At 41.8% G+C, this 16,876-nt stretch carries 19 protein-coding genes; 5 read left to right on the forward strand and 14 right to left on the reverse strand.

Going from position 1 to position 16,876, the window contains the following annotated elements:
• Positions 1-479: 479 nt before the first annotated feature.
• The 5 genes from ACYQ2O_RS03700 to ACYQ2O_RS03720 all read right to left on the reverse strand — a co-directional run bounded on the left by ACYQ2O_RS03700 (position 480) and on the right by ACYQ2O_RS03720 (position 4,672).
• Positions 480-1,829 (reverse strand): glucose-6-phosphate isomerase, encoded by a 1,350-nt coding sequence (locus ACYQ2O_RS03700; RefSeq protein ID WP_346025331.1) that lies wholly within the window; start codon positions 1,827-1,829, stop codon positions 480-482.
• A gap of 30 nt (positions 1,830-1,859) precedes the next feature.
• The gene (locus ACYQ2O_RS03705) at positions 1,860-2,249 is read right to left on the reverse strand and encodes a hypothetical protein (protein ID WP_346025330.1); all 390 of its coding nucleotides are present in this window, start codon (positions 2,247-2,249) and stop codon (positions 1,860-1,862) included.
• A 35-nt stretch (positions 2,250-2,284) separates the two neighbouring features.
• A complete protein-coding gene (locus tag ACYQ2O_RS03710) occupies positions 2,285-2,677 on the reverse strand; it encodes a CvfD/Ygs/GSP13 family RNA-binding post-transcriptional regulator (protein ID WP_346025329.1) in 393 nt (130 codons plus the stop codon).
• A gap of 504 nt (positions 2,678-3,181) precedes the next feature.
• Complete coding sequence (locus tag ACYQ2O_RS03715; protein ID WP_346025328.1) at positions 3,182-4,036, reverse strand: ROK family protein; 855 nt, start codon at positions 4,034-4,036, stop codon at positions 3,182-3,184.
• Positions 4,037-4,081: 45 nt separating this feature from the next.
• The gene (locus ACYQ2O_RS03720) at positions 4,082-4,672 is read right to left on the reverse strand and encodes a peptidylprolyl isomerase (RefSeq protein WP_346025327.1); all 591 of its coding nucleotides are present in this window, start codon (positions 4,670-4,672) and stop codon (positions 4,082-4,084) included.
• A gap of 151 nt (positions 4,673-4,823) precedes the next feature.
• Here ACYQ2O_RS03720 and ACYQ2O_RS03725 point away from each other — a divergent pair, with 151 nt between their 5' ends.
• From ACYQ2O_RS03725 to ACYQ2O_RS03735, 3 genes are read left to right on the forward strand one after another with little or no spacing between them, the layout of a single operon-like run.
• Positions 4,824-5,303, forward strand: coding sequence for a divergent PAP2 family protein (locus tag ACYQ2O_RS03725; RefSeq protein WP_346025326.1), 480 nt, complete (start codon positions 4,824-4,826; stop codon positions 5,301-5,303).
• Positions 5,304-5,331: 28 nt separating this feature from the next.
• The gene (locus tag ACYQ2O_RS03730) at positions 5,332-6,333 is read left to right on the forward strand and encodes an NAD(P)/FAD-dependent oxidoreductase (protein ID WP_346025325.1); all 1,002 of its coding nucleotides are present in this window, start codon (positions 5,332-5,334) and stop codon (positions 6,331-6,333) included.
• A gap of 25 nt (positions 6,334-6,358) precedes the next feature.
• On the forward strand, positions 6,359-6,868 hold the full coding sequence (locus tag ACYQ2O_RS03735) for a phosphatidylglycerophosphatase A family protein (RefSeq protein WP_346025324.1): 510 nt from the start codon (positions 6,359-6,361) through the stop codon (positions 6,866-6,868).
• A 67-nt stretch (positions 6,869-6,935) separates the two neighbouring features.
• On the opposite strand, the gene ACYQ2O_RS03740 is transcribed toward ACYQ2O_RS03735, so the two are convergent.
• Genes ACYQ2O_RS03740 through cls form a run of 6 tightly spaced genes read right to left on the reverse strand, consistent with a single transcriptional unit; the run spans position 6,936 to position 12,961 of the window.
• Positions 6,936-7,562, reverse strand: a complete 627-nt coding sequence (locus ACYQ2O_RS03740) for a TIGR01906 family membrane protein (RefSeq protein ID WP_346025323.1) — start codon at positions 7,560-7,562, stop codon at positions 6,936-6,938.
• Position 7,563: 1 nt separating this feature from the next.
• Complete coding sequence (locus ACYQ2O_RS03745) at positions 7,564-8,334, reverse strand: TIGR01457 family HAD-type hydrolase (RefSeq protein ID WP_346025322.1); 771 nt, start codon at positions 8,332-8,334, stop codon at positions 7,564-7,566.
• Between the two features lie 20 nt (positions 8,335-8,354).
• Positions 8,355-9,071, reverse strand: a complete 717-nt coding sequence (locus ACYQ2O_RS03750; RefSeq protein ID WP_346025321.1) for a YutD-like domain-containing protein — start codon at positions 9,069-9,071, stop codon at positions 8,355-8,357.
• Entirely contained in the window at positions 9,068-10,468 is a 1,401-nt protein-coding gene (locus ACYQ2O_RS03755; protein ID WP_346025320.1) for a bifunctional metallophosphatase/5'-nucleotidase, read from the reverse strand. Before ACYQ2O_RS03755 ends, ACYQ2O_RS03750 begins: the two co-directional genes overlap by 4 nt.
• 60 nt (positions 10,469-10,528) lie before the next feature.
• Positions 10,529-11,398 (reverse strand): MBL fold metallo-hydrolase, encoded by an 870-nt coding sequence (locus ACYQ2O_RS03760; protein ID WP_346025319.1) that lies wholly within the window; start codon positions 11,396-11,398, stop codon positions 10,529-10,531.
• Positions 11,399-11,413: 15 nt separating this feature from the next.
• Positions 11,414-12,961, reverse strand: a complete 1,548-nt coding sequence (gene cls / locus ACYQ2O_RS03765) for a cardiolipin synthase (protein WP_346025318.1) — start codon at positions 12,959-12,961, stop codon at positions 11,414-11,416.
• A gap of 350 nt (positions 12,962-13,311) precedes the next feature.
• Here cls and ACYQ2O_RS03770 point away from each other — a divergent pair, with 350 nt between their 5' ends.
• Positions 13,312-13,905, forward strand: coding sequence for a ribonuclease H family protein (locus ACYQ2O_RS03770; RefSeq protein WP_346025317.1), 594 nt, complete (start codon positions 13,312-13,314; stop codon positions 13,903-13,905).
• Positions 13,906-14,028: 123 nt separating this feature from the next.
• Here the strand turns inward: ACYQ2O_RS03770 and ACYQ2O_RS03775 are convergent, their stop codons facing one another.
• Genes ACYQ2O_RS03775 through hisJ form a run of 3 tightly spaced genes read right to left on the reverse strand, consistent with a single transcriptional unit; the run spans position 14,029 to position 15,882 of the window.
• Entirely contained in the window at positions 14,029-14,835 is an 807-nt protein-coding gene (locus ACYQ2O_RS03775; protein WP_346025316.1) for an aldo/keto reductase, read from the reverse strand.
• Between the two features lie 46 nt (positions 14,836-14,881).
• Positions 14,882-15,103 (reverse strand): YdbC family protein, encoded by a 222-nt coding sequence (locus tag ACYQ2O_RS03780; RefSeq protein ID WP_091268463.1) that lies wholly within the window; start codon positions 15,101-15,103, stop codon positions 14,882-14,884.
• Complete coding sequence (gene hisJ, locus ACYQ2O_RS03785) at positions 15,100-15,882, reverse strand: histidinol-phosphatase HisJ (RefSeq protein WP_346025315.1); 783 nt, start codon at positions 15,880-15,882, stop codon at positions 15,100-15,102. The genes ACYQ2O_RS03780 and hisJ overlap by 4 nt, the downstream gene beginning before the upstream one ends.
• 134 nt (positions 15,883-16,016) lie before the next feature.
• On the opposite strand from hisJ, the gene ACYQ2O_RS03790 reads away from it, so the two are divergent.
• Complete coding sequence (locus ACYQ2O_RS03790) at positions 16,017-16,862, forward strand: ATP phosphoribosyltransferase regulatory subunit (RefSeq protein WP_459769846.1); 846 nt, start codon at positions 16,017-16,019, stop codon at positions 16,860-16,862.
• Positions 16,863-16,876 lie beyond the last annotated feature (14 nt).

The raw sequence follows: 16,876 nt of genomic DNA on the forward strand, positions 1-16,876 counted from the left end.
ATCCCTTTGTAGCTTGCCAACCTTGTGGTTGTTTTCTGCGTTTGTCATAATGCCTAACCTCCAATCTTCAAAGTATTGATACTGTTCGGTCCTTCGGTACATTTTCCCTACTATGACCTCGGCTGACATCTCGCCATTCGTTGTTACTACTAAGCGCTGACGAGACCTCCCCGGGTAAGAACGACAACCTTCTGCTCATGTCACTGCTTCATTTACTCAATAGAATTCGGGCAGTATCGGACTTCACTTTGTCATGCAAGCTCATCCGTTCTATTAAGCCTTGATATGAAGTTTCTGTTCGTCAGTGCAAGCATTTGCGTCCGACTTCCTTCAGATTCCGCCTCACGGCGGACACCCTTGTCTTTCGCTAACAGTTCCTACTGCCAAGTCTGTAGTGGACTTTCACCACCAAGTTGTCGCCCATGCCGGGCGCACAAGAAAAAAGAAGAGCATAAATGCCCTTCTTTAAAAGTGAAAGTTTATAAACGATTGTTCAATTCTTTCGCAAGGTCCTCGAAACCAGGTTTTCCAAGTAAGGCAAACATGTTTCTCTTGTACGCCTCTACGCCCGGCTGGTCAAATGGATTGACGCTGTTCAGGTAACCTGATAAAGCTACTGCAATCTCAAAGAAGTAGAACAGGTAACCAAGAGTATAAGCAGACGTATCTGGAATAGTAACAACGAAGTTAGGTACTTCTCCATCTGTATGAGCAAGCAAAGTGCCTTCAAATGCTTTAGTATTTACAAAATCGATTTCTTTTCCTTCCAGGTAACCTAAACCATCAAGGTCTTCTTTTTCGGTAGGAATTGACATTGATTTGGAAGGTTTATCGACTTTAATGACTGTTTCGAACAGATTTCTTCTACCTTCCTGAATATACTGGCCTAACGAATGAAGATCTGTAGAGAAGTTGGCGCTGGATGGATAGATTCCACGCTGGTCCTTCCCTTCTGATTCACCAAATAACTGTTTCCACCATTCAGAAAAATACTGAAGTTTTGGTTCGTAGTTGATAAGCAGTTCAGTGACTTTTCCTTTTCTATATAGGATGTTTCGGAATGCAGCATACTGGTAAGCCAGATTACTGTTTAGATCATCTTCTGAGAAATCACTACGAGCCTGAACTGCCCCTTTCATTAATGCAGTGATGTCTCCACCACCTACTGCTATTGGAAGCAGACCAACAGCTGTCAGGACAGAAAAGCGTCCGCCCACATCATCGGGAATGACAAACGTCTCATACCCTTCTGCATCTGCAAGAGATTTAAGTGCCCCTTTTTCTTTGTCTGTCGTCGCATAGATTCTTCCTTTAGCTTCTTCTTCCCCGTACTTGTCGATCAGCAGGCTCTTGAAGACTCTGAATGCTAAAGCAGGTTCTGTAGTAGTTCCAGATTTAGAAATCACGTTGACAGAAAAATCCTTATCTCCAATTACTTCTATTAGATCACTGATGTAAGTAGAGCTGATATTATTTCCGGCAAAGAATATTTGCGGAGCGCCTCGGTTTTCGCTGTTTAACTCGTTGTAGAAGGAATGTGTAAGGAAGTCCAAAGCCGCCTTAGCTCCAAGGTAAGATCCCCCGATTCCAATAACGACTAAAACGTCAGAATCTGATTTGATTTTCTGTGCAGCTTTTTCTATGCGAGCAAACTCTTCTTTGTCGTAGTCTACAGGCAGATCGACCCAACCTAAAAAATCATTTCCTGGACCAGTCTTCTCCTGAATCATCTTGTGCGCTGCATTGACTTGCGGCTGCATGTTTTTCAGTTCGTCTTCATTAATAAATTGTCCAACCACTTTTGAGTAGTCAAAATTGATTTTAGTCATATTATCATCCTCCAAAATTGATTAATTTGCTTATATAAGTAGAAATTGCGGAACACCAGAAATTTTCCATTGTTCCAATGTGGTGATCACGTTTTCTGAATGCACCCATGACAGATCCGTATTTTCGGTTAATAAGTCATCGGGGCGGTCGAGGTCGTCGTTTTCATAAATGAAAACGAACAGTGGGATTCGATTGTCGTCTACGATGGCATTAGTCAGCTCATTCAGTTCAAGCTTTTCAATGTTCAGATTGCTTACTTGCTTAAGCCTGTCGATTACACTGGCAAGGCCTGTTTGTTTGGGCTTTACAGTTGTTGCTAAAAAAGCAAAGCCTTCATCTTCTTTCCTTACAAGGAACACATACCGTCCATTTTCATCTTTTACAAGAATCGTACATGCAACATAATGATTTTCTTTCATCAAGTTTATTAACACCTTTCTAAGCAAATAATCAGTCAGCCGTTTCTTTCGCTGTTCTTTTGTGCATCTATTTCATTCAGTGCCTGCTCTACCCACTTTGGCAGCTTGTCTTCGATCGACTTAAATCCGATTCCAGTTTTCTTCCCATAGCGGGCAATGTTACGCTTGTTTGAAAATGGATGGAATTTAGGTTTATGCAGACTTCTTAGTGACAGGCTGATTTTCCCGGAATATTCGTCAATATCCATAATGATGACATCCACCATATCTCCTTTATTGATGACATCGGAGATGCTTTTGATATATCCGTGTTTTAATTCAGATATATGTATGAGGCCATGTGTTTCATCATCTATCGCTACAAACACGCCATATGGCTGGATTCCAATGACTTTTCCTCTAACTTTTTGTCCTATTTTGTACACCATGAATTCCCCTCTCCGTCATCATGGTTTTCATGAAATCATTCTTTAGTAGTATAGCATGAAATGAAAGATATTGGAAACTATCTTCTTTTAAACTCCCCTTGCATTTAGCCTATATTTAGCTAATACTATGGGTAAAGACCATTAGAGTGATGTTATGAATTTTGACAAAGCGATTGACCGTCATACAACTGGGAGTGTCAAGTGGGATTTGACAGAACAGTTATTCAGCAGTCAAAATACTTTGCCAATTTGGGTGCCCTATATGTACTTTGATAATCCTGAACCAGTCCACGATCAAGATTTAAAAAATCGCTTCGTCTCTGTTCGGTATCAGTTACGGCCAAAACGTCAAATGTTTGGTGCGGCTGAGTTTTGCAGTACCCAAATCCATACTCAGAGGTGGTCTGAACAGAATCAGGAAAGTAATTGAACAATAAGAAAAAGTCCCTTCAGGAATATGAGCCTCTAGTAAAGTGACGGCCGTATACCTGATGGGACTATTCGTTATAATGCGCGTTGAGCGAGTATGAGACAGCCAGTAATGCCGGCATCATCTTTCAGTTGTGGTGAGACGATGTATTCTTCCATATCGGGGGTCTGTACATAGTCATTCATCAGTCGTATGAATTTGTCTCTGATGAGCGGGAAAAGCTGAGCCTGTTTCATGACTCCTCCGCCTAAAATAATTTTCTCAGGACTAAGTGTCAACGTATAACTCATTAGCGCCTGGGCAAGGTAGTGAGCTTCAATCTCCCAGACTTGCTCATTATTCGTAAGCTCCTGAGCTTTCTTCCCGTAGCGTTTTTCTACAGCCGGTCCTGCGGCGAGCCCTTCAAGGCAGTCCCCATGATAAGGACAGTGCCCTTCGAAATGATCTTCAGGATGTTTTCTGACAAGGATGTGTCCCATTTCAGGATGACCAAATCCTTCTAAAGGTTCTCCTTTGATCACTGCCCCGCCACCTACGCCGGTTCCTACAGTAAGGTAGAGACAGGACTCTTTTCCCTTGGCAGCACCATAGGTCAATTCACCTAAGGCCGCAGCATTTACGTCTGTGGTCCAGCCCATTGGAACAGAATACCTTTCTTTCATCACACCGATAAAATCTGTGTTTTCCCAGGCCGTTTTTGGGGTAGATGTGATGTACCCATAAGTCTCTGATTTTATGTTGACATCTATTGGGCCAAATGACCCGATTCCGATGGCGCTGACGTCGTACTGATCAAAAAACTCGAACACTTTCTCAAACGTTTGTTCCGGAGTCGTGGTCGGGATCGACTGTCTTTCTAAAATATTGAACTCATCATCGCTGACGGCCAATACAAACTTCGTTCCTCCAGCTTCTATTGCACCTAACATGTCATGCCTCCTAAACTTATAAAATTACTGATTGAATGGCCCCTGTTAGTCTTGGATCGTGACCGTTTCAATGATGATATCTTTATTAGGTTTGTCCATTGCGTTTCTTTCTACATTCTGGATCGCTTCAGCTACTTCGTATCCTTCAATGACATGACCGAATACAGTGTGTTTCTGATCAAGCCAAGGGGTTCCCCCGTTTTCCTTATATGCTTCAATGATTTCTTCCGGGAATCCTGCACCTTCTAGTTGAGAAACCATTTGTGCTGGAGTATCGCTCATAGTCACGATGAAGAACTGACTTGAGTTAGTATTTGGTCCTGCGTTAGCCATAGACAGTGCGCCATTCAGGTTGAACAGCGATGGACTGAATTCATCTTCGAAGTTCCCTCCAAAAAAACTTTCACCGCCCATTCCGCTTCCAGTAGGGTCTCCACCTTGTATCATAAAATTTGGAATGACACGGTGAAAGATGACACCGTCATAGTATCCTTTTTTTGATAGTCCGACAAAGTTTTCTACTGTCTTAGGTGCCTCTTCAGGAAAGAGCTGAATAGTGATGTCTCCCATGTTGGTTTTAACTACAGCTTTTGGTCCAGTTACCTGATCCAAGTTTAATTGTGGAAATTGAGTCATTCGTATTCCTCCTAATGTTTATCTCTATTTAGTGTACCGCAGTTCTGTTGGATTGCCAATAACTTTCTAATTGTAACACTTTTTAATCATCATCAGTATTTATTCATGTTATTATTAAGAAGGTTTCTATTTTAATCAAAGGAAGATTTTCATGACACTATTTAACAATTATCCATTGGTAGCTGCTTTTTCAGCTATTATTATTTCTCAGATCATCAAAGTCCCTGTTGCTCTATTATTAAACCGGCCATCATCAGTGGCACTTGCCACATCGACTGGTGGGATGCCGAGTTCTCACTCGGCAGGAGTAACTGCCCTGATAACGAGTATGATATCAGAATACGGCATTCAGTCTCCATATGTAGCTATTGCCGCGACATTCGGGGTCATCGTCATGTTCGATTCCATGGGGGTCAGACGCCAGAGTGGTGAACATGGTATTCTGATCAATGAACTGCTAGCTGATTTCGAAAATTTCAGAAAAAAGTTCACTCATCAGACTCAGGAAGAGATCGAAGCAATGAAAGAAGAAAGGCAGTCCAGGGAATATCTTGGACACAAACCGATTGAAGTCTTTTTTGGTATTCTTTCAGGTGTCGTGATCGCTTTGTTGATTGGCATGCTATATTGATCTACAGTTATATTATGGAGGGTTTGTTTTGAATCTGTCAGAAGAACTATACGATATCACTATTATAGGCGGTGGGCCTGTAGGCATGTTCGCAGCTTTCTATGCGGGTATGAGAAATGCAAAAACTAAACTGATCGAATCACTCCCTGTACTGGGCGGACAAGTCTCCCTCCTTTATCCGGAGAAAACTATTTATGATGTAGGAGGATACGCAGGTGTTACCGGAAAAGAACTGGTTCATCAGCTGACCGCGCAGATGCAGCACTTCGACCAGACGATTTGTCTTGATGAAAAAGTACTGACCATTGACAAACTGGACGATCAGCTCTTTAAATTAACGACCAATAAAGGCAGTCATTTTTCTAAGACAGTGATCATTACAACTGGTCAGGGCTCCTTCAGCCCGAGAACCTTATCTCTTCCCAATGCAGAAGTTTTCGAGGAAGCTAATCTGCATTATATTGTCAAAGATCTGGAGCAGTATAAAAATAAAACTGTTGTCATATGCGGCGGAGGGGATACAGCAGTTGACTGGGCACTGACCCTGGAGCCCATTGCCAAAAAAGTTATTCTAGTTCATAGACGAGAGCGGTTCAGGGCCCATGAAGGCTCTGTGGAGATGGTAAGGTCTTCCAGTATTGAGGTCCTTACTCCTTATGTCCCTCACAATCTCGTGGAGGAAAACGGGCAGCTTAAAGCCGTGGAATTTAAAGAAACACGAGGAGAAGACACGTTCTCTGTCGATCTGGATTATTTCATTGTCAATTATGGTTTCGTCTCTTCACTGGGACCAGTAAAAGACTGGAATATCGCTCTTGAACAGACCGATATCGTCGTCAATTCAAAAATGGAAACATCCATTGAAGGAATTTATGCTGCAGGTGACAGTACGACCTTTGATGGCAAAATAAAGCTGATTGCCACGGGTTTCGGAGAAGCCCCTTCTGCAGTCAATCATGCGATTCATTCCATTTATCCAAATGAACATGCTCAGCCAATCCAAAGTACAAAATTAACTTTTGAAGATTAATAAACACTAATAAGGAGGAGTCAAAATGGTTCAATCAGGTTCAGAACTGCATAAAGTAGCTTTAAAGAGGTTAAAAGACAGAGGTGTGACTCTGGAAGAGATCGCCGAACTGGTTTATGATCTTCAGAAACCTTATCTCACAGAAATTGCTATGGATTTATGCTTGGATAATGTTCAAGCTGTCATCAGGAAACGAGAGGTTCAAAATGCCATTCTGACTGGAATAGAGCTTGATGTATTATGCGAAGAAAACAAATTGTCTAGTCCCCTTCAGGAAATCATCAAAGAAGATGAGGGGCTGTATGGAATTGATGAGATTCTAGCGTTATCCATTGTCAACGTGTACGGCTCCATTGGTTTCACCAACTACGGGTTTCTAGACAAGACTAAGCCAAAAATCATCAGTCGACTGGATAATCACAAGAATACACAAGAAACCCATACATTCCTGGATGACATCGTCGGTGCAATCGCTGCGGCTGCAGCAAGTCGGGTTGCACACGATAATCCTGAAATCTCAGATATTATGAAATAACAGATAAAGACCGGTCCCTCACATAAAATCTGCCAGATAGGCAGACTCATGTAAGTGACCGGTCTTTTTAATTGAATGCACGTTTTTTGCTGTACCAGTACATCCCGATGAATGCTCCTTCTATGAGAATGAAAAATAGAATGAAGCAGTACATAAAGAATTCCTGTGGAAGTGCCAGGATGATGGGATCCGTAGCGGGATTGAACAGCCAGTCATCGTTGTTGAAGAAAATCTCGTGAAATAAAACGAACATTCTGTCAAAGTTTACTGCCAGAAAGAAAAGCAGCGCAGGCGGAACCAGACTTGCAATGAAAAATGGTCTCTGGAGTGTCCAGATCATTCTGTTTCTTTTAACGTATCTCATGTAAAAGAAACTGGTCACGCTGGAAATGATCAGAATCCCGTAATTGATGTAAAAGAGAATCTTGACTTCCCAGAAATGAAACAGTCCGCTCTCTGAACTCGGAAAATCCAAAAACTCCAGTTCAGTGATCCAAGGAAAATGGAGATACCTTAGGAGTACGTAGTAATTGTCCATGATTGCTTCGTATGTCATATTCAACCGTTCAGGTAAATCATGAATTCTGACAGTCAGCTGGTAAAGGGGAGTAAACAAGATGACCACCGCAATACTTGCAGTGATGATCAGGAGGATCAGACTCGTTACTCCTCCTGCTTTTCTTAGAGCATTCATTCTAAACACTCCAATCATCCAAGGTGTCTATCACAAAAGTCGGCTCATCAGCAAACTGGTCGAGATCCTCTTTTGACGTAAAGCCTGTGAGTACCAGAAGCGTATCAACTCCATTGTTGATACCTGCGAGGATATCCGTTTCATAATTGTCTCCGACCATCAGAACCTCATCACGGTTCAGACCTATTTTCTTAAGTGCTGATTCCATAATGTAACTCTCCGGCTTTCCAATAAAAGTCGGTTCCACTCGTGTCGATTTTTCGATGAGAGCGACTAGAGAACCAGCTCCAGGTACGAGCCCCAATTCATTAGGCAGGTTCGTGTCTTTGTTAGTTGCAATGAATGAAGCCCCATTCTGAATGGCCAGACTGGCAATCATACATTTTTCATAGGTCAACTCTCTATCCAAGCCGACGACTACATGATCGATATCCTCTTCGACAATCTCACATCCGACCTGTTCCAAGGCTTCGATCAGGCCCTTCTCTCCGACAACAAACACTCTGTTGCCTTCCAGGTTCTTAACATAATCAGCTGTGGCCAGGGAACTGGTGTAGACTTCCTCTGCTTCTGCGGGAACATTGAACTGGGCTTTCAATTTAATTGCCACTTCTTCCGGACTGCTGGTAGAATTGTTAGTCAGGAATATATAAGGGGTCTGGCTCTTCTTAAGTTGACGGATAAAGCGCGGGGCCTGTTCGATCGGTTCTTTTCCCTTATACATAGTGCCGTCCAGATCGATAAGGTATCCTTTATAATTGTTGTCAGTCATTTGGAAACTCCTTTACTTAATTACTTTTTCTTTCTGATCTGAAAACGCGTGCTACCCTTTTCATTTTTCACTTCTTTTACATTTTCAGTCTTTTTTGTATTGGGCTTGCTTTCAGTCCGGTTCTTTTTAGTGAAAGACTTTCTGTCTGCCTTCTTTTTAGTCGGCTCACTTGCTTTCTTTTTCTGTGAGTCACGTGATGGCTTTTTCGTTGACTCTTTTGCAGCCTTAACTCCAGTAGACTGGCTCTGTTTTTGTCCGGAAGATTTTCTTCTGGACTTATCTGATCTTCTCTTCTGAGGTTTTTTCTGAGTCTGCTTGAAGTGAGGATCCGGGTTAGGATACGACCGCTGTTTCTTCTTCGTTTCAAGACTCTCAAGAACAAAATAAGCACAGCCGAAACTGCAGTATTCACTCAAGTAGTCTTCTAGGTGACCGATTTTCATATCAATTGGTGCTTTTTTGTTGCTGTCGTGATAGAACCCTCTTAATCTTAATTTGCCATATGACATATCTCCGACGATAAAGTCATATTTTTCCAGTAGATCAGTGTATCGGTCCTCAAGCAGTTCCAGATCAAGCGCATCTCTGTAATTTTCTTTGATTGTATACCTGTCACCGGCAATCTCAAGTGTTTCGGTATCAAGTTTTTTCACTACTTTTTCATCCGTTTTGACCAGTTCATCAATCTTATCCTCAGTGCCTGGTCGGCTAATATTCTTTTCTTTATTGTCTGTCACGATGATTCTTCCCTTTCATCTAATAAATTCGAAGTCTGGTGTGCAATGTAATTACCGACGATTGTTCTTAAGAAATCGGGACTGATTATTCTAACAGAGGCCTGTGCCTGAAGTTCCGGAAAGAAAGGAACATAAAGAAAATAGTCAACTGTGATCAGTTTATACTGTCTGTTCTGATCAAGTTCTTTTCCATTGATATAGATGCCCTCTTTGTTCTTTTCTATTCCCTGAAAATAAAGATCTCCAAATATCTTTCCTCTAAATCCGTATCCTTTAACAGGCAATATTTTCAACTTTTCTCTCTGCTGCTCCATTTGATTGAGCAGTCGCCTGAGGCTGTTTCCGTTCATGCTTACCTCGACTACTCTCATCGGGTGCGGAAGAACTTCATGCAGCTGCCTCCTGTTGATCAGTCCTTTGGGAAGCGACTCTAAAAAAAGCCCTGTATTGACCACAGCGATGTTCGTCTCGCTCAAACTGGTCATAGCTGCAAGCGTCAGTGAAATCAGATTCGGTTCTGCAACTTGCTCTTTGTTGAGTGGATGATTCATTTCCCCAAGAACTTCATGCTCCAGCATCCTGTTTCCTATTCTGTAAAGTTCGTTCATGTCCACGTGTTCATCTGGAACCGGATCAACTTGTGAACGGACATCGATTACTTCAGCAGTCATGAGTATCTGATTGTCTTTACCGTATTCTAACGTAATTTTCCCTATATGCGTACCAAATTTTCCAGCACCGGCTATCAGTGTGCCTTCGATCATTTCACCTTCCGGCAGCAGATGGTGGGTATGTCCCCCCATGATTACAAGCACTTCGGGGTAGCGTTCAGCTATCTCCCTGTCAGTGGGCAGGCCAAGGTGGCTCAACAGAATAAATCCGTCTACCTTGTTTCTGTATGTCCTGACCAGTTCATCAAGTACGTCGAAAGGGTCCTCTACATTCCATCCCAATGAGTCATAACTCATCGGCAGTGGAATGGTCAGACCGACTAGTGCAAATGTATGCCCGCCATTAGTTTCGAGCAAAATAATTTCTCTTGCCCAGTCCGGTCTGCTATTTGTTTCTTTATCTTTTAAATTGGATACGACCACTTCATATCTAGCTTCGGAAAACAAGTCATTAAGCTGATCTTTAGTGTTTCCGATTCCCTCATTGTTTCCTATAGTCACAGCATCGTAAGATCCATCATGAAGCAGCTCCGCAATTGCTTTCCCGTTAGTTGCTTCGGTCAGAGGATGGACTCGATCTGTAGCATCTCCGTCATCAAAAACATATACTGTTTCCTTTTTACTCATCAGCCTTTGTTTCTCCTGAGTCAGATAGCGTGCTATTCTGGGCCAGTAAGAAAGCTGAGAATGAATATCGTTTGTATGATAGATCGTAATCTTTTCCATTGTTTCTCCTCCAGCTTTATACTATCACATTCGACCCCAAACTCCTATTTTTGAGTGATTTCAGGGGTGAAATGATACAGCTGGTTCTTTGGTCCTTTTCAGTGACCAGCTAATTTCCCTGGTCTCCTTTTCGAATGTCAGTGCTCTGTAATACGCATCATGATAATAAAGAAACGTCCATCCTTCTTCCAGTCCTCTGTTGATCCAAGTCTCTTTAGCTTCGATGGAATCGAGCGGATGGTCATCAAAGGCAGTGACCCATAACGGGTTGAGATGTGCATGTGTAGGGAAGACATCCGATAAATGTACTGCAACCTTATTTCCATCCGTAATTTTAACCAGACATTGCCCTGGACTATGACCTCCTATATGTATCAGTTCGATTCCTTTTCCTACTTCAATCGAATCATCGAAACAAGTTATCTGAGAAGCGATCGCACGCCAGTTATCTTCCCAATATGTTCCGCTCGTACGTTTGGAGGGATGCTGTATAGCTTCCCATTCCCTGCTCTCAACGAAAACCTGCGCATTTGGAAACATTGGTACTTTCCGACCGTCGACATCTTTCACTAAGCCGGTAACATGGTCGAAGTGCATATGGGTCATGAGCACTCTGTCAATGTCCCCTGGTTCAAATCCGAGTAAAGCCAGGTCTTCTTCTATGGTCGATTCTTCATAGGCGCCGTATATCATCTTCTGTTTGTCCGAGAGTCGACCCCTACCGATCCCTGCATCAATGAGTGAAAGCATGCCATTTTTTTCAATGAGCATCGGTTCAGTCACGAGTTCGATCTGATTTTTTTTATTGCACGGGTAGCGACGGCTCCACAAAGGTTTAGGTACCGGTCCAAACATGGCACCTCCATCCATCATGGTCACTCCTCCGTTTAACCAGGTTATTTTAGTGGATCCAATCGTCAGCGAGTCCATAGCCTCATCCTTTCTTTACATCAGCGGGGCAAATAGTCTAAGTACACTTTGCGTCAGACGACTGACAGGAGACTGATTTACCGTTTGATCAGTCATCAGCTCACTGGACCTGATCGTTTCGTCAAAATCTTTTCTAATGTCATGCATGATTGTCCCCCCAAATAACATTACTGCATTCTCAAAATGGAGGTACAAGCTTCGGTAATCAAAATTGATGGTGCCGACAAGTGCTACTTCATCATCCACAAGAACAGTCTTTGCATGCATGAACCCTGGTGTATACTCATATATACTGATGCCTGCCTCTATCAGTTCAGAGTAGTAAGACCGTGTGGTCATGTGTACGAGATACTTATCCCATTTCTTAGGCGTAATGATTTTTACATCGATTCCACTTTCGGCTGCCAGTATGAGCGCAGTTTCAAGATTTTCATCCAGTATTAGATAGGGTGTGTAAATATGCACCGATTCTTTTGCAGCATGTATCATTTTAATCAATACATGTTCACCAAAGTTTTTCTTGTCAGTCGGACTGTCAGAGAAGGGCTGGACATAATAGGTTGAATGAGCCTTACTTGTACTGGTCTCCCAGTTAACCGGTTTAAGGCTTTTTAAATCTTCAGTATCTATATGATCGTCCATAGACTGCCATAACTGAAGGAAAATGAGTGTCAGCCCCCAGGCTCCTTTCCCTGTCAGCTTGATCCCATTGTCTTTCCAGTGACCGAACCTCTCGATTTCGTTGATATATTCATCAGCTATATTTATTCCACCAGTAAAAGCTACTTTTCCGTCGATTGAAAGGATTTTTCTATGGTCCCGGTTATTTTGCGAAGAGGTAATAATCGGATGGAATGGGTTATATATTCGACAACTGATTCCCTTTTCTTCCAGCTGCTCTTTCATATCGGAAGGCAAGGTAACGAAACTGCCAATGTCATCATACATGACACGGACATCTACTCCCTGTTCTGCCTTTTCAACCAGCAAGTCCAGAAGTTTTCCCCACATCTTACCTTCTGCCACAATAAAAAATTCAAAAAATATGTAGGACTCTGCTTTACTGATTGCCTCCTGCATAGCCTCAAAATATGATTCTCCAATCGGATAATAGGCTGTCTCAGTATGATCATAGACTGGAAATCCACCAGCATATGTCAGATAATGCATGAGTCTTCCATGATGAGGAAAATCAGTTTTCGCTTCGTTTAAAACTTGCTCCTCATGTCCAGCAAATGAGAAATGAACCTGGTAAATCTGTTCGAGTTTTGCCTGCAGCTTTTTTGTCTGTGTCTGTCTGTTAAATATCAAGTAAAATAATGTGCCGTATACAGGAAAAATCAGGACTTGCAAAATCCATGTAATTTTATAAGCTTCTTTTCCTTTCTTCCAGACAACATGAAGAGCTACACCTATAGACAGTATGGTAAACACTGTCTCCAAGAAAATGGAATGGACCATCGATTGGTTAACTACGAACCCGAAAATCGCAAATTGAATAATAATTAATAACGCCAATATGACTCTTCTCTTAAATAATTGCATCAACCATTTTTTTCTCAAGTTTTTCACTCCTTCGTCCTCTGTTAAGCCTACCTTTTTTCTTCAGGTTTGTCACTATCTCAATAAGGGTTTTTATAAGCTTTCATATGTATATTCCATTTATGCTGATCTTTGTAGGACTGTTCAGATCTTATCATTCCCGTCTTTCCCTACCATTTCATATCGATATCGTCAGCTTAGATGCCTTTTCTTCATCTTTAACGTGATGAGTGAAGGTGTCTTTTCTTATAGATAAGAGTTTTGAATGACCGCTTAAAAATTATAATGAGGTAACCGGACGGACCATGGTATTGACATTTCCTCTATTCTCTTCTAGAGTAATATAAGATTGAATGAATTAAGGAGTCCCTATGCCAAAAAAATATTACGCAGTTAAAAAAGGAAGACAGACAGGTGTTTTCACAACTTGGAGCGATGCTCAAAAAGTGATTTCAGGCTTTTCAAACGCAGAGTTTAAGTCATTTACGACTAAATCTCAGGCCGAGAATTATCTGAAGGGATCAGATTCCCCTCCTGTTGAAGAAACCCCTGAGACAGTCATTGCATATGTAGATGGATCATTCGATAAACGGGCAAAAAAATACAGTTACGGTGTAGTCATGATTAAAGATGGAAAAGTGTTGGCTGAACTGGCTAATGCTGCAGATGATCCGAAGTATGCTGAAAGCTTTCAAATTGCAGGAGAATGCTTTGGGGCCTTAAATGCCATAAAATGGGCAGTCAGTCATGGCTATAAATCGGTCATCATTCATTACGATTATCTAGGAATTGAAATGTGGGCTACTGAAAGATGGAAAGCCAATAAAACAGTCTCTAAAGATTACGTCACCTACTTCAAGAAATACGCTCAAGAAATCAATGTCCATTTTGTAAAGGTTAAAGCTCACACCGGCGTTCTTTACAATGAACGAGCTGACCAGTTGGCTAAGCTTGCACTTAAATAGATACCCGGACTGAATAACAATAGATTCATCGATGGATCACAAAGATGAGCCTATAAAAACCGTCAAACTAAGGAATTATCCTCCTGATCTGACGGTTTTTTTATCTGTTTCGGTTCCAGTTTCTTACAGTTCGTCAATTCGACTCATGTCTTCATCAGAAAGTGTGAAATCCAGACTTTCCAGATTAGCTTTCTGGTTTTCAGGGTTATGCGATTTAGGAATCACGATCACGCCGCGCTGGGTCTGGTAACGCAGAAGAACTTGTCCCCAGGTTTTATTATAAGTTGTGCCTATGTCCCCCAACACCTCTCTATGCGCCTCAGAGGTTTTCATTGGTCCCCAGGCTTGCGGTCGGATATCTTCCTTAAACATGTACTTTATCCATTCATTGTTCCATTCAGTCGGATTGGACTTGATCTGGTTCACTGCCGGCTTGACAGTAGCAAAAGCATCCAGGCGTTTCAAATCATCGATTGAAAAATTAGATACCCCGATTGTTTTGATTTTGTCTTTTCCGACGTACTCTTCCAGTACTTCCCAAGTCAGACGCAGTTTCTCTTCATCTTCAATAGGTTTATGGATCAGGTACAAGTCGATGTAATCTGTCTGCAAGTTTTCAAGACTTTGATCGAGTGTCTTTCTAACTGCCTCTTTATCTTTGATATACTGATCATCTGCCGGAATTTTAGTTGTGATAAAAAATTCTTCACGAGGAATGCCGCTGTCTTTAATCGTTTTGCCCACACCTGCTTCGTTGCGGTAGGAGATGGCAGTATCGATCAGACGATACCCTAAATTGATTGCAGACTCAAGTGCAGAGAAGTCGCCATTCAATTTACCATTGTAATCATTGTTTTCTTTGCCGTAAGTATTTGTTCCTGTCCCCAAGTATGGGATGGATAAACCATTATTCAGCCGAACTTTTTCCAATGCTATCTCTCCTTCATTTCCATATTTACCTTTATAGTACCTGTCTTTACAGGTCGATTTCAAGTAATTGTTTCTTCAATGCCTTCATTTCTGTATTGTCCAGTGTAATTCCCTTTCCCATCTTCAAGTGATCCGGGCTCCAGTCTCTAATATCGAACTTAGCTGGTCTGTCGTTCCAACTAACCAGATTCAGTTCTTTCCTCCAGCCTTTGGGATTCTCTGACAAGACAGCTAAGTGCTCAAGTACTTCAAAATTTAATTGACTCATTTCTTTAGACTCCTTTCAAAATAGCGTCCGACTTCATCGGGGTGATGGGCATCTGAACCGAATCTAAGCGGGACAGCTAGTTCGATTGCTTTTTTAACCAGGACTTCCGGTGGGTACGTCTGCTTGTGATAAGGCTTGTCCAGTCCGGCGAAATTGTAATCCATCCGGTAGCCCTTTTCTTTAATACGTTCGAGTACCTTGATCCAGTCGATCGTGTCGACCTGGTCGTACGCTTTCTCAAACTTATTGATCAGCGTAATATGACCGATCGTTTTAGGGGTCAGTTCCCCGTATGGCTCGGCAAGTGCTTTATAAAGAGTATCTTCATATTTACTGACTAATGTATCATACCCGACTTCACTGATTTTTTCTAAAAATGCATCCTTGTCGTAATCGATACAGAAATATTCTTCATTGCTCAATCGGATCATATGAACACTGAGTATGGAATGAGGAACGAAATCGGAATGTTTCTTCAGAAACTCAAGTGTCTCTTCTTCTTTCCCTTCAATATAGTCAATTTCAAACCCTATATTAATGATCAGCTGATCCTTATATTTTTCCTTCAGTTCCTTTCCCTCTTTAATATAAGCCTCTACATCTTCCCAGGACATAGCACTGTCATTCTCAGGAGTCGGGTCATCGATGACCAGAGGGGCATGTTCTGTAAAGGTCATTTCCTTCAATCCTTTACTGATGGCTGTCTTTACGTATTCTTCCATTTCAGCATCCGAACCGTGCGGGCAGTACTGAGTGTGTATATGACTATCTGATAACATAAGTCCTCCTTATTATAGGTGACAACAAAACAGCTTTCACATTAACTAATTTTATGTTAGTATTTTTTCATTACGTGATTTAGATACTCCTATTGTATCAAATCATTAAAAAAAGAGAAATGAGGAAACGACTAATGCTATTCGAACAGAATAACCAGCATATATTGGATAAAAAACATCAAGAATGGGAGTTTCTCCATCATTTCCACCATCTCGGTTATGACCTGCTCGACCTCTCGATCCTCGAAGAATTTCGCTGGGACAGTTTGTCACCAGATGATTTAAAATCAATGACTAACCGGTATACCTGGCAGGCAAACGACTCCCTTCTATCAATCAGAAGCGACTGGACGGATGCCATAGTCAGATACCGGAAAAAATACAAATTAAAAACTGATAAAATAGCTTATTCCGGTCCAGTTTATTCCTATAACAAGGAACGCATGCAGTTCGGAATGGAGATTTTCTCAGAAGATATCGATACACAGCAGTCGTCAATGAAAGATCTGCTTGATTATCTACAGACTCATCTTAAACAGACGGTTTCAGTAGCAGTGATCAGTCACTATTCTCTATTAAAAAGACTACTGAGTAAAGATGAACTTCAAGATCCGGAAGTCAGACATCTGTTGAGAGAACGTAACCTGGATGGACTGACTAAGTATTTAGGTCAAACTCATCCTGTCGTTCAACTGATGAGCCAGCCGGTTCCTGACCAGCTCCATTTCGCCAGAGACCAGTTTCCTGACCTGAAAGACCCAGTCAATGAAATTATCAACTGGCGTAATGCACTGGAAGAAAAAAATATCCCGATAGTTTACAGTGACTTATTCTCACTTCCGGCTCAATCGTACTATAAGGGGATTTTTCTGCAATTCTATACTGATCAGACTGTAGAGCCGATCGTTACCGGCGGACAGTATTCCAGTCCGACAAAAGCCTTTGGAATGGCGATCAACCTGACAGACTTAACATACTAAACCGTTTTGTGAAG

The sequence above is a fragment of the Alkalibacterium sp. m-11 genome, from assembly GCF_054658155.1.